The organism is Streptomyces sp. NPDC043867, assembly GCF_056435845.1.
Genome location: NZ_JBWKDS010000003.1, coordinates 1 through 13,517 on the forward strand (window position 1 = coordinate 1; position 13,517 = coordinate 13,517).

General features: G+C 71.7%; 10 protein-coding genes and 1 pseudogene. 5 read left to right on the forward strand and 6 right to left on the reverse strand.

Annotated features, from left to right (window positions below; genetic code table 11):
- Both AC069T_RS03560 and AC069T_RS03565 read right to left on the reverse strand, forming a co-directional pair.
- Positions 1-153: pseudogene (locus tag AC069T_RS03560) on the reverse strand (fasciclin domain-containing protein); the annotation flags it as partial.
- A gap of 144 nt (positions 154-297) precedes the next feature.
- Positions 298-1,956, reverse strand: coding sequence for a molybdopterin-dependent oxidoreductase (locus AC069T_RS03565; protein WP_478781130.1), 1,659 nt, complete (start codon positions 1,954-1,956; stop codon positions 298-300).
- A 259-nt stretch (positions 1,957-2,215) separates the two neighbouring features.
- Between AC069T_RS03565 and AC069T_RS03570 the strand changes: the two genes are divergently transcribed.
- Entirely contained in the window at positions 2,216-2,644 is a 429-nt protein-coding gene (locus AC069T_RS03570) for an ATP-binding protein (protein ID WP_478781131.1), read from the forward strand.
- Positions 2,645-2,739: 95 nt separating this feature from the next.
- Here AC069T_RS03570 and AC069T_RS03575 read toward each other — a convergent pair whose 3' ends face one another.
- From AC069T_RS03575 to AC069T_RS03590, 4 genes are all read right to left on the reverse strand, one after another.
- Positions 2,740-3,099: a hypothetical protein gene (locus AC069T_RS03575; protein ID WP_478781132.1), complete on the reverse strand. Its 360-nt coding sequence runs from the start codon at positions 3,097-3,099 to the stop codon at positions 2,740-2,742.
- A 193-nt stretch (positions 3,100-3,292) separates the two neighbouring features.
- Positions 3,293-3,943, reverse strand: a complete 651-nt coding sequence (locus AC069T_RS03580; RefSeq protein ID WP_478781133.1) for a sortase domain-containing protein — start codon at positions 3,941-3,943, stop codon at positions 3,293-3,295.
- A gap of 9 nt (positions 3,944-3,952) precedes the next feature.
- A complete protein-coding gene (locus AC069T_RS03585) occupies positions 3,953-4,717 on the reverse strand; it encodes a hypothetical protein (RefSeq protein WP_478781134.1) in 765 nt (254 codons plus the stop codon).
- A gap of 197 nt (positions 4,718-4,914) precedes the next feature.
- Positions 4,915-5,880 (reverse strand): hypothetical protein, encoded by a 966-nt coding sequence (locus tag AC069T_RS03590; RefSeq protein ID WP_478781135.1) that lies wholly within the window; start codon positions 5,878-5,880, stop codon positions 4,915-4,917.
- 182 nt (positions 5,881-6,062) lie between these two features.
- Between AC069T_RS03590 and AC069T_RS03595 the strand changes: the two genes are divergently transcribed.
- From AC069T_RS03595 to AC069T_RS03610, 4 genes are all read left to right on the forward strand, one after another.
- The gene (locus AC069T_RS03595) at positions 6,063-6,347 is read left to right on the forward strand and encodes a heavy-metal-associated domain-containing protein (RefSeq protein WP_478781136.1); all 285 of its coding nucleotides are present in this window, start codon (positions 6,063-6,065) and stop codon (positions 6,345-6,347) included.
- Positions 6,348-6,430: 83 nt separating this feature from the next.
- Entirely contained in the window at positions 6,431-8,701 is a 2,271-nt protein-coding gene (locus tag AC069T_RS03600; protein WP_478781137.1) for a heavy metal translocating P-type ATPase, read from the forward strand.
- A gap of 472 nt (positions 8,702-9,173) precedes the next feature.
- Positions 9,174-13,154, forward strand: a complete 3,981-nt coding sequence (locus tag AC069T_RS03605) for a SpoIIE family protein phosphatase (protein WP_478781387.1) — start codon at positions 9,174-9,176, stop codon at positions 13,152-13,154.
- Entirely contained in the window at positions 13,154-13,459 is a 306-nt protein-coding gene (locus AC069T_RS03610) for an STAS domain-containing protein (RefSeq protein WP_478781138.1), read from the forward strand. Before AC069T_RS03605 ends, AC069T_RS03610 begins: the two co-directional genes overlap by 1 nt.
- Positions 13,460-13,517 lie beyond the last annotated feature (58 nt).

Here is a 13,517-nt window from a genome sequence, read left to right on the forward strand (position 1 = left end):
GCTGTCGGTGGCCTTGTCACTCGCGGCGGAGGAGGACTTGCCGGAGCTGGAGGAGGAGGTGTCCTTGCCGTCGTCCGAACAGGCGGTCAGGGCGATGGGCAGCACGGCGGCGGCGGCAACGGCTACGGCAACACGGCGAATACGGGTGTTCATGAGATGTCTCCTGCTGGGATGCGATCTGGGATCTTGAGATCTGATCGTGGGATGTGATCTTGGGGATGTGATCTGGGATCTGGGGGAGGGACGCGTCGTGGAGGGGCGGGCGCGGTCAGCGACGGTGACCACCCGCGGGCGCGGTCAGTCGACGGTGACCACCACCGAGTGCCATCCACTGGCTCCGTCGGGGATGGTGCGGGTGCGCCGCTGGGTCTGGGTCCGGCCGGTGCGGTCGGTGGCCCGCACGGTCAGGGTGTGGGCGCCCCGGGTGGCCTTCCAGGGCAGGGACCACTGGCGCCAGGTGTCGCGGGTGTCCTCGGCGGCCAGGTCGGCCTGCTGCCAGGGGCCGTCGTCGACGCGGACCTCGACCTTGTCGATGCCGCGCTGCTGGGCCCAGGCGACCCCGGCGACCATGATGGTTCCGGCCGCGGGCCGGGCGAACGGCTTGGGGGTGTCGATCCGCGTCTGGGTCTTGATGGGCGCCCTGCGGGCCCACTTCCGCTTCACCCAGTACGGGTCGTAGGCATCGAACGTGGTGAGTTCGATGTCCTCGATCCACTTGCAGGCCGACACGTAGCCGTACAGGCCCGGCACCAGCATGCGGACCGGGAAGCCGTGCTCGAAGGGCAGCGGCTCGCCGTTCATGCCGACCACGAGCAGCGCGTCACGGCCGTCCATGACGTCCTCGACCGGGCTCCCGATGGTCATACCGTCGACCGAACGGGCCACCAGCTGGTCGGCGGGGCCGCCCTTGGAGGGCGGTTCCACTCCGCATTCGGTCAGGAGATCGGCGAGCCGTACGCCGATCCAGCGGGCGTTGCCCACGTACGGGCCGCCGACCTCGTTCGAGACACACGTCAGTGTGATGTGCCGCTCGATGAGTTCACGGCGCAGCAGGTCGTCGAAGGTGAGCGTCATGGGGCGGCTCACGCCCTTGCCGTGGATCCGCAGCCGCCAGGTGGTGGCGTCGACCTTCGGTACGACCAGCGCGGTGTCCACCCGGTAGAAGTCCTTGTTCGGTGTCACGAACGAACTGACGCCGGGGATGCGCAGCTGAGCCCCTTTCGGCACCGGGGCGGCGGCCGACGCCGGAGCCGGAAGGACCAGGTTGCTGCGTGAGGCCACGGCGCTCCGGCCGCTGGAGTTGTTGAGCGTCCGCCCGACGGCCCCCGCGGCGGTGGAGGCCGCCGCGGCGGCGGTGGCCGCGATGATGAACCCGCGCCGGTCCCAGCCTGCTTCCCGCGTCACGGCGGCCGGGCCGGCCGGCCCGGCGGCCGCGGGGGTGTCCCCGCGCGGCTGGGGGTCCGGCGCGGGCGTGTGTGTGGCCTTGGCGGGGCCAAGCCTTCCCATCAGCACATACAGCACGCCGGCCCCGGCGATCACGCCGACCGCGGAGGGAAGGGCGTCCGTCCAGCTCGTGGAGTCGGGGCGGCTCGTCGCAGCCCACGCGCCCACCACTCCGAACAGCAGCACGCCCGCTGCCCCGGTCCTGCGCCGGTATGCGGCCAGTACTCCGAGAAGCAGGGCGAGAGCCGTCAGAGCGGCCAGGATGCCGAGCTGCAGAACGAGTTTGTCGTTGGTTCCGAAGTGGCGGATCGCGTAGTCCTTGACCGCTGCCGGTGTGCGGTCGATGGCGGCGGACCCCACCGCGACCACGGGTCCTGCCTGCGGCCTCACCGCTGCGGACACCAGCTCTGCGACTGCCAGCGCCGTGTAACCCGCCACGAGGCCGCTGACGGCTCCGAGCAGGCAACGACGCCAGGCGGGCTGGGCCCTCGGCACTTTCTGGTCTTCGCTCACATGGGGAATCCGACACGGACCGGCTCTTGGATTGGCCGCTCACCCCATTGAAAGAACATGGGTTTTGGACCAAACCTTTCGCCGCGCAGCTTCGTATCAATCACGGCGTGTTCGCGTCTCCCGCTGCCCCGGCGGTGTTCCCACCCGTCCGGGAACCGACCGGCAACGAACCACCTACATGAGAGTCGTATCGACTGATGTAAGTATTCTCTGGCATCGCCGTCGGCTGTCCGCAGCGTGCGTCGGCACCAGGGCGGTGATGGGACGCCAGCTTGTCCAGTGGCATCTCGAGAGCCTCACCGACAGTGTCCAGCTGGTCGTGTCCGAGCTGCTGTCGAATGCCGTCCGCCACGGCCGCCCCCCGTGGGGAGTGCGGATGTGCCTGGCGCGTGAGGGCAACGGGATGTGGCAGGTCCGGATCGAGGTCACCGATGCCGGCGCCGGTGTGAATGTCGAGTGGGTACGTGCCCGGTGGCGCCACCCTTCCGGCGCGCTGGCGAGCAGCGGCCGCGGCCTGCGCATCGTGGACATGCTGGCCTCGTCCTGGGGCGACGAGCCCTCGCCGCACGGGCACACCGTGTGGGCGGAACTGGAGGCCACTGCCTCGCCCTTCGGCCCCCGGGCACTGCCGGCCCTGGATGTCCCGCCGGGTGGGGTGGCGGGTGACGGCGCGCAGGCGGCTGGATAGGGGCCGTGTCCTGTTCCGTCTCACGGCCTGCTGTTGCCGCTGATCCGGCACGCGCCGGTCTGCGGGGTGCTGGTCAAGGAAAACCGCACCCGTATTCACCTGTCGTTGTCTGGTGTTGTACCGGTTCCCCTTGTCCACAGCGTGGCCAGCGCGGTGGTGGCGAGAGCAGCGGCCAGGAATTCGGAGGTGATGGAGGCAAGTCCGAGGGGGTCGGTCCAGTTTCCGACGTCGTCACCGATCTGGGGCAGGGCAGTCATCCGGGAAACCACGTAGGTGAGGACGGCCGCCATGGCCACCGCCCATACGGCTGTCCAGATCATGGCTGTGTCGTGGCGAAGCAAGGTCAGGGCCAGCGCGAAGCACACGATCGTCAGCGTTATGAACAGGTATCCGATGTAGGGGGCTTCCTCGAGGTGTTCGGGGGTCACCGGGATGTGGGCGACGCCTGCGATCACCAGCAGGAGAGCAGCTGGGAATCGTACGGGATGACGCAGCGGCCCGCGGTGAAGGTGTGAGGACGGGGCGGACACTGCAGTGAGTCGGGCCACGTGATCTCTCCCAGGTGCGTGGTGAGAAGCCGCAGGTGTGCCGTGGTCGGTGCTGTCGGCGGAGTGATTCCGTCCCACCCGGCATGAAGAGAAGGCGTCGTTACGGCCGTTTCGGCGGGGTGGTGAGCTGTGCGGTGATGACGAGGTTGGAGCGGTAGGCCTGGTGTCCGCTGTCCCAGTCGGCGCACGTGATCAGGGTCAGGGTCGCCTCGGTGGTGGGGCCGTAGACCCGTTGGGAGGGGAAGGCGTTCTTGGGCCACACCTGTATGCCGGTGACGGTGAAGTGGGCGGCGGTTCCGTCCCGTCGGGTGACCGTGATCGGGGACCCTTGGCGCAGGGCGCCCAGGCCGTAGAAGGCGGCGGGGCCGGAGTGGGAGTCCACGTGGCCGACGGTGATGGCGTTGCCGTTCTCGCCCGGGGTGACGGAACCGGTGTACCAGCCGGCGTGGCCGGGATCCGAGGGCAGGGAGACGGAGCCGTCGAGGGCCCTGGTGACCTTCTCGACACGGGTGCGCAGCCCGGCCTTCGGTATGACGATGCCGACGGGTTCGGAGCGGGGCATGCCCGTACCGCGTGGTGGCGAGGGGCTGTGCTCCCCGGTGGGTGCGGCGGCGCGGGCGCCGGCGGGCGGGGCGGGTGGCGGCTGGGGCCCGGTCACGGCGGTGGCGAGGAGGATGAGTGCGCCGGTGACGAAGGCACTGGCCGCCGCGGTGCAGGCACCGCGGCGGCCACGTGAGGGCAGGCCTGTCATGCGTGCCGGTCAGCTCTGGCGGCTGGAGCGGCGGCGCAGGTACAGGGTGCCGCCTGCGGCGGCCAGCAGACCGCCGGCGACGGTCAGCTTGATCGTGTCGGTGCTCTGGGTACCGCCCATGCCGCCGGCCACCGCTCCGGCCGGGGCCGTCTTCAGCGGCCCGCACAGCGCGGGGTTGGTGGCCTCGGAGGGCAGCTTGGGATCGAGGTCGCTGGCGCCCAGCACGTTGTCGTACTTGCCGTTGCCGTTGAAGTCGATGCCGTGGACGACGATGACGGCGTTCTCGCTGCGCAGGTTCTGGGCGGTTTCGTCGTCGACGGTGATGGTGCGCTGGTAGGTGTAGGAGGAGCCCATGGGGAAGCGTGTGACGGCGAGGGCGGAGTGGTCGGCACCGGTGTCACCGGTGGTGGTGAGAGAGGCGCCGATCTTGCCGTAGAACGGCAGGCCGTCGCTCGTGTTCAGGCTGAGCATGCCGTTGTGCTTCTTGGCCGCGGACGCCGGCGGGCACTGGCCCTTGGCGCCGATGTGGATGTGCTGGGCGTGCGGTGCGTTCGCCAGCAGGCCCTGCGTCTTGATGGTCACGGTGGCCTGGTTCCCCTTGAGGTGCACCATGGCGGTACCCGAGCCGGTCACCTTGCTCGTGGGAACGGGGGAGAGCGCCGCGTGCAGCTCGCCGTCGGGCGAAGCGCCGCCCGCGAAGGCCATGGGAGCCAGGGCCATCCCGGAGGCTATCGCCGCCAGGGCGGCGACAGAGGTGGCCGTCTTCTTCTTCATGCCTACTCCAGCTGAGATTCGAGACCGGCTGCCCGCGGAGCGGGACGCTCACGCAAGAGGCGCATACCGGTCCTTCAGCGCCACACTCGGCGACTCGTCACCCGGCTGCTACCTCAGGCGGGCAATCGGGGGAACCGGCAGGCCCCCACTTGAGGAGCTGTTGAGGGGTGGGTCCGGGCGCGGTTCGGGCGAGTGGGTCAGTGGTGTTCGGTGCCGGTGCGGTCCTGGTGCTGTGCGGCGGGGGCGGGGGCGGGGGCGAGGCGGCTGGTGGTGGAGAGGGTGAAGGCGGCGGTGCGGACGGTGCCTCGGTGCTTGAAGTCGAGGAAGAGGCGGTAGGTGCCGTCGGTGGGGGCGGTGGCCATGAAGGAGATGCCGGGGCCGGACTCGGTGGTGCCGTCGCCGGGTTCACCCTCGGGATGGACGTGGAGGTGGGCGAGGTCTCCGGCGCGCAGGGCGACGAGGTGTCCGTAGGCGCCGAGGTAGGGCTCGAGGTCGGTGACGGGCTTGCCGTCCTTCGCGACGCTCAGTGCCAGGCCGGTTGTCCTGCCGGCTGTGAGGTCGCCGTCGAGGGTGACGGTGTAGCCGTCGACCTCCGCCGTGGCCTTCTGCGGGGGCAGGTCTCGGGGCCGGTAGGAGCCGGCGGCGGCGAGGTCCGCCCCCAGAGTGAGGGGCTTTGCTCCCCGCCCTGCGGGGGTGAAGTCGGCGAAGACGCGGTAGTCGCCTGCCGCGGGCAGGTCGACGGGGATGCTCCAGGTGCCGTCGGCGGCCCGGGCCGGGTGCAGGTGGCGGTAGGTGTTCAGATCGCGTGAGGCCACGATGAGGTGCAGTTCCTTGTCGTGGGCGGTGGCGTAGCCGGTGACGGCCCTGCCGGCCTCGTCCTTGACGGCGAAACGCACAAGCGTGGCCTGACCGGCGGTCAGGCGGGGGGTCAGCAGGTCGAGGGTGTACCCGTCCTGGGAGATCTGCAGTCCGCCCGGGAGGGGCGGCGTCTGCCCGGTGGGCCGGCCTTCGTGGTTCCTCCCGTTGCCCTCCCGGTGAGCGGCGTGCGGGGCGGTCGCGGCCTCGCCGGTGAGCGGGCCGGCTGCCGCTCCCATGCCGTAGGCGCCGGTGAAGGCCACCGCGAGGGCTGCGCCGTAGAGGCCGGTCTTGGCTGCGGTGTTCATGGTGATCTCCCGTGACATGCGTGCGCCGGAGCGGCGCGCTAGAGGCTTTCGACGGACCGAGCATACCCCTGGGGGGTATCGATGCAACCGGGCCGGGGGTTTGCTTTTCCATACCGGGCGGGGGTATACCTGAACCACTCGCAGATACCCCCATGGGGTATCCTCCCTGATTGGAGGACCACATGTCTTCGTCCTGCTGCTCCCCGGACAACACCTGCTCCACCACCGCGGCTTCGCCGATGGCCACCGGCGGCGTCCGCACCGTGTACGCGGTGGCGGGTATGACCTGCAGCCACTGCAAGGACGCGATCACCAAGGCGGTCGGCACCGTGGACGGCGTCGCCGGCGTCGAGGTGGACCTCGCCTCCGGCCAGGTCACCGTGACCAGTGCCGCCGACCTCGACGACCGGGTGATCGCCGCCGCTGTGGACGACGCGGGCTACCAGGTCACCGGCCGCGCGGCCTGACCCGCTCCCCGCCCCTCTTCCTCGTCCCGGGCCCGCCGGGGCCGTACAAAGGCCCCGGCCGTCCGCCGCCACCAGGAGCACGCATGAGCACCGCAGCAACCACCACCGTCACCGCCGAGGTCGAACTCGCCATCGGCGGCATGACCTGCGCCTCGTGCGCGGCCCGGATCGAGAAGAAGCTCAACCGCATGGACGGGGTGAGCGCCACGGTCAACTACGCCACCGAGAAGGCCAAGGTCACCTTCGACGCCTCGGTCCCGGTCGAGGACCTCATCGGCACGGTCGAGGCCACCGGATACACCGCCCGCGCACCCGAACCCTCCCGGCCGGATTCCGGCACGGGCACGGGAGTTGACGACGGGAGGCCGGGCGCCGACGACGGGCTGCGGCCGCTGCGCCAGCGCCTGGTGACCGCGGTGCTGCTGTCCGTGCCGGTCATCGCGATGGCGATGGTTCCGGCCCTGCAGTTCGACTACTGGCAGTGGCTCTCCCTCACCCTGGCCGCGCCCGTGGTCACCTACGCGGCCTGGCCCTTCCACAAGGCCGCTTTCACCAACGCCCGGCACGGCGCCGCCACCATGGACACACTGATCTCTCTGGGCACGTCGGCGGCGTTCCTGTGGTCGCTGTGGGCGCTGTTCTTCGGCACGGCGGGCATGCCCGGGATGACGCACCCCTTCGAGTTCACCATCGCCCGCTCCGACGGGTCGGGGAACATCTACCTGGAGGCCGCGGCCGGTGTGACGGCGTTCATCCTGGCGGGCCGCTACTTCGAGGCACGGTCCAGGCGGAAGGCCGGCGCTGCGCTGAAGGCGCTGCTGGAACTGGGCGCGAAGGATGTCACCGTGCTGCGCGGCGGCCGTGAGGAGCGCGTCCCGACCGGCGAGCTGCGGGTGGGGGACCACTTCGTGGTCCGGCCGGGCGAGAAGATCGCCACCGACGGCACTGTGATCGAGGGTTCCTCCGCGGTGGACGCCTCCATGCTGACCGGCGAATCCGTCCCCGTCGAGGTGAGCGTGGGCGACTCCGTCACCGGTGCCACCCTGAACGCCGGCGGCCGCCTGGTCGTCGAGGCCACCCGCGTCGGCGCCGGCACGCAACTGGCCCGGATGGCGCGGCTGGTCGAGGACGCGCAGAACGGCAAGGCCGCCGCCCAGCGCCTCGCCGACAAGATCTCCGCCGTGTTCGTGCCCGTCGTCATCGCGCTCGCGCTCGCAACGCTCGGGTTCTGGCTGGGCAACGGCGCGGGTCTCACCGCCGCGTTCACCGCAGCGGTCGCCGTACTGATCATCGCCTGCCCGTGCGCCCTGGGCCTCGCCACGCCGACCGCGCTGATGGTCGGCACCGGCCGCGGCGCCCAGCTCGGCATCCTGATCAAGGGGCCGGAGGTCCTGGAGTCGACCCGCAGGGTGGACACCATCGTCCTGGACAAGACCGGCACCGTCACCACCGGCCAGATGACCCTCCTGGCCGTCCACACCGCCGACAGCACGGACGAGACCGACGTGCTGCGCCTGGCGGGCGCGCTGGAGCACGCCTCCGAGCACCCCATCGCCCAGGCCGTGGCGACCGGTGCCGCCGACAAGGTCGGCTCCCTGCCCGCCCCCACGGACTTCGCCAACATTCCCGGACTCGGCGTCCAGGGGATCGTCGAGGGCCACGCCGTCCTCGTCGGCCGCGAGAAGCTCCTTGCCGAATGGGCCATCACCCTGCCCGCCGCCCTGAAGGAGGCCAAGGACCGGGCCGAGGCGGCGGGGCGGACCGTGATCGCGGTGGCCTGGGACGGCCGGGCCCGCGCGGTCCTGGAGGTCGCCGACGCCGTCAAGGACACCAGCGCCGAAGCCGTCACCCGGCTCAAGGCCCTCGGGCTGACGCCGATCCTGCTGACCGGCGACAACCGGGCCGTCGCGGAAGCGGTGGCCGCCGAGGTCGGCATCGAGCAGGTCATCTCCGAGGTCATGCCCGAGGACAAGGCCGACGTCGTCAAGCGCCTCCAGCGTGAGGGCCGCAGCGTGGCCATGGTCGGCGACGGGGTCAACGACGCGGCCGCCCTCGCCCAGGCCGACCTCGGCCTGGCGATGGGCACCGGCACCGACGCCGCGATCGAGGCCGGCGACCTGACCCTGGTCCGCGGTGACCTCAGGGCGGCGGCCGACGCGATCCGCCTGTCCCGCAGGACGCTGGGCACCATCAGGTCCAACCTCTTCTGGGCCTTCGGCTACAACGTCGCCGCCCTGCCGCTGGCCGCGGCCGGCCTGCTCAACCCGATGATCGCCGGAGCGGCCATGGCCTTCTCCTCGGTGTTCGTCGTCGGCAACAGCCTGCGGCTGCGCTCCTTCCGCGGCGGCAACTGAGCCGCCCCGCCCGCCGTCCCCCCGCCTCCGGCCACCGGGGCGGGGGCGACGGCACATCCGGCCGCCGGACCCGTACCGGATCATCCGTCCGCCCCCGTCTGGGACAATGTCGGTCTGGACCGGAAGAGGCCCTCGGCCTGCGAAGACGGACGGGTCTCCGGCGGCGTCGGACGACGGTTACGGGGCAGACAGCCATAGGCACGCGGTCAGGAGACGTTCGGGTGCGTGTTCGGCAGAACAGTGGCCGCGGGGCTGGCCGGCGTGAGGGGACGGGTATCGCGTGGAGCGCTGGGACAAGGCCGGCCACGGACCGCAGGTGACCGCGGCCGGCAGCGACGTGTTCACCGCCGACCGTGAGGTGGGCGGGGATCTCGCCGCGGTGGACTGGGCGGCCACGCCCCTCGGCCCACCCCAGCAGTGGCCGCAGAGCCTGCAGACAGCCGTCAGCATTCTGCTGTCCTCCCGGTTCCCCATGTGGATGGCCTGGGGCGAGCAGCTGACCTTCTTCTGCAATGCCGCCTACCGGCGCGACACCCTCGGCCGCAAGTACCCCTGGGCGCTGGGCCGCCCGGCGAACGAGGTGTGGGCGGAGATCTGGGACGACATCGGCCCGCGCATCGAAACCGTGCTCAGCACGGGCGAAGCCACCTGGGACGAAGGGCTGCTGCTGTTCCTGGAGCGCTCCGGCTACAGCGAGGAGACGTACCACACCTTCTCCTACAGCCCCCTGCGCGACGACGCCCGCGACGTGGTGGGCATGCTGTGCGTGGTCAGCGAGGACACCGACCGCGTGATCGGCGAGCGACGCATGGCCACCCTGCGGGACCTGGGCTCGGACCCGAGCGTGATCCGCACCGAGCAGGAGGTGCTGGCTTTCGCGGACCGGCAGCTCGACCGCAATCGCAGGGATCTGCCCTTCACCCTCACCTATCTCTTCGACGGCGCCACGGCGCGGCTCGCCGGCGCGGCCGGCATCGGCGCGGGCCATCCGGCCGCACCGCTGACCCTGCCCCTCGACGACCCCGCCGCCCTGTGGCCCGTCGCCGCTCTGAGCAGGGGGGAGACCGCCCTGGTCCCGCTCGCCGGCGACGCCTTCGCGGACCTGCCCCGCGGCGACTGGCCCGAACCGCCCGAGCAGGCGCTCGTGGTCCCGCTGCTGCAGCAGGGCGCCGCCCCCTACGGCTTCTGCGTGGCGGCACTGAACCGCTACCGCCTGCTGGACGAGAGCTACCGGGGTTTCGTCGAGCTGACCGCGGGACACATCGCCTCCCGCATCGGCAGCGCACGCAGCTACGAGGCGCAGCAGCGGCGGGCCGAGGAACTGGCCGAACTGGACCGTGCCAAGACCACCTTCTTCTCCAACATCAGCCACGAGTTCCGGACCCCGCTGACCCTGATCATGGGACCCCTCGGGGAGCTCCGCACCCAGCTCGCCGGCACCGACGACCACGTGCGGGAGGAACTCGACGTCATCCACCGCAACGGACTGCGGCTGGGCAAGCTGGTCAACACACTGCTGGACTTCTCCCGCATCGAGGCGGGCCGCACGCAGGCCCGCTACGAGCCGGTCGACCTGGCCGCGGTCACCGCGGAACTGGCCAGCGTGTTCCGCTCGGCCGTGGAGAAGGCGGGGCTCGCCTTCGAAGTGTCCTGCCCGCCCCTGGACGAGCCGGTGTACGTCGACCGCGGCATGTGGGAGAAGGTGATCCTCAACCTGCTGAGCAACGCGCTCAAGTTCACCTTCGACGGTGCGATCCGGGTGGGCGTGCGCGGCGACGGCGCGCACGCCGTGGTCACCGTCGCCGACACCGGGATCGGCGTGCCGGAGCCGGAGATGCCCCGGCTGTTCGAGCGGTTCCACCGCATAGAGAACGCCCGGTCCCGTTCGAACGAGGGCAGCGGCATCGGGCTGGCCCTGGTGCAGGAGCTGATCGGTCTGCACGGCGGAACGATCACGGCTGAGAGCACGGAGGGCGAAGGCACCGCTTTCACCGTCCGGCTGCCGTTCGGGACGGCTCATCTGGCGCCCGGCTCCGTGGCGGAGGCCGCGGGCCCCGCCGCGGCCTCCGCCACCGCCGACCCCTACGTCCAGGAGGCCCTGCGCTGGCTGCCGGCGAGCGAGAGGGCCACCGCGGCGCAGGACACCGGGGTGCGGGCCGGGGCGGACGTCACCGCGCCCGGCCCGCAGCCCGGTGTCCTCGCCCGGGTGCTGGTGGCCGACGACAACGCCGACATGCGCGAGTACCTCACCCGCATCCTGGCCAAAGCGGGATACGAGGTCAGCACCGTCACCGACGGTGCCGAGGCCCTCCACTCCATCCGCCGCGACACCCCCGACCTCGTCGTCAGCGACGTGATGATGCCCCGGCTGGACGGGCTGGAACTGGTGGCGCGGCTGCGCGAGGACCCGCGTACGGCCTCGGTACCCGTACTGCTGCTGTCGGCCAGGGCCGGGCAGGAGGCATCGATCGAGGGACTGCAGGCGGGCGCCGACGACTACCTGGTCAAACCCTTCGCGGCCGCCGAGCTGCTGGCCCGGGTGCGCGCGAACGTCGAACTGGCCCGGCTGCGCAGCCATCACGTCCGCTGGCGGACAGCGCTCATCGACTCCCTCCAGGAGGCCTTCTTCGTCTGCGACGAGTCGGGAGCCGTCGTGGAGATCAACGCCGCGTTCACCGACATCCTCGGCTACGGCCCCGAGGACCTGCCCTACGCACCGGTCCACCCCTGGTGGCCCGACGCCGCCACCGACCCCGACGCACACCGTCAGGTCGGCGACGCCTTCGCCGGCCTGCTGGAACGTGCGCAGGGCTCCTACACCGTCCCCGTCACCCACCGCGACGGCCACCGGCTGTGGGTGGCCGTCACCTGCAACAAGGCCCAGGACCCCGACACCGGACGCCGGGTCACCGTCGGCACCTTCCGTGACGTCACCGCCGAGCACCACGCCGTCCAGCGCGAGACCGCACTGGCCGCCGTGAGCACGTCCCTGTCCCGGGCCGCCAGTCTGCCCGAGGCGCTGTCCGGCGCCCTGGCCGAACTGAGGACGCTGTGGCGCGCGCGGAGCGTGGTGGCCGCCGTCTTCGAACGCGGGGACGTACCGGCCCTCACGGCCACCGACACGGACCTGCGGTGGGAGGACCTGCCCGCGGAACGCCGGGACGCACTGACCGGACTGCGCCGGCAGCCCCCGCTCACCCCGGTCGTCGAAGGCACCGGTTCCGGTGTCCTGCTGGAACACCCCGACGGCCCGCTCGCCGTGTGGATCGACCTGGGCGAAGACCGCCCCTTCACCTCCGAGGACCAGCTTCTGCTCTCGCTGCTGGCCGGTCATCTGGCGCAGGGCCTGGTCCGGGCCCACCAGATCGACCAGCAGCGCGAGACCGCCATCGCCCTGCAGCGCGCCATCCTGGGCCCCTCCACACTCCCCGCCGGCTTCGCCGTGCGGTACGAGCCCGCGACCCGCCCGCTGGAAGTGGGGGGCGACTGGTACGACACCGTCGCTCTGCCGGACGGGCGCACGGGCATCGTCGTCGGAGACTGCGTCGGACGGGGCCTGGAGGCGGCCAGCGTGATGGGGCAGCTGCGCAGCGCCTGCCGCGCGCTGATGCTCCAGGAAGCCGGCCCCTCCAGGACCCTGATGGCGCTCGACCAGTTCGCCGCGAGCGTGCCGGGCGCCCTGTGCACGACGGTGTTCTGCGGCGTCCTGGACCCCGCGACGGGGAAGCTGACCTACTCCAGCGCCGGGCATCCGCCGGGCATCGTCGCGCACCCCGACGGCACCACCCTGCTGCTGGACGAGGGACGTTCCCTGCCCCTGGCCGTCCGGCCGGGCAGGCAGCGCCCCGAGGCCGCGTGCACCCTGCCCGCGCGGGGCACGCTGCTGCTGTACACCGACGGGCTCGTCGAACGCCGCCGACGTCCGCTCGGAACCGGGATCGCCCAGGCCAGCGACGCCGTGCAGGAGGGACGCGACGCGCCGGTCGAGGACCTCGCCACCGAGGTGATGGCGCGGCTCGCACCGGACGGCGGCTACGACGACGACGTCGCGCTGCTCCTCTACCGCCACCCGGCACCGCTGGAGATGACCTTCCCGGCCGAGTCCTCCCAGCTCGCGCCGGTCCGCAAGGCGCTGCGCGGCTGGCTCGCCCAGTGCGACCTGCCCGTGCACACCGTGCAGAACGTTCTCATCGCCGCCGGGGAGGCGTGCGCCAACGCCATCGAGCACGGTCACCGGAACGCTCCGGGGGAAACCGTGCGGCTGCGTGCCGAGGCCTTCGTCGACAACCTGCGCCTGACGGTTGCCGACAGCGGCCGGTGGAAGGTCCCGCAGCCCGACCTCAACCCCCACCGGGGCCGGGGCGTGGCCCTCATGAGGGCCCTGGCGCAGCAGGTCACCCTCACCCCCGGTCCGTCCGGCACCACCGTCGACATGCAGATGAGGATCGTCTGATGACCACCCCTCTCACCATCACCCCCGGCAGACGCCCGGACGGTACGCCCCGGCTGACCGTCAGCGGCGAGATCGACATGAGCAACGCCGGCTCCCTGGCCGAGGCGCTCCAGGACAGCCCGGGACCCCTCGTGGTGGATCTGACGGCGGTGGAGTATCTCGACAGCGCCGGGCTGAGCGTCCTCTTCGCCCACGCCGCCCGGCTGGAACTGATCGTCACGCACCTGCTGGAGCCCGTCATCACCGTCTCCGGCCTTGACGGCCTGGCCACCGTCCACGGCCCCGACAGTGCGCCGCAGCCATGACCGGTGCGACACCGCGCGCCCCCCACGGCGACGCCCGCCCCGCCCCGGCCACCGGCCA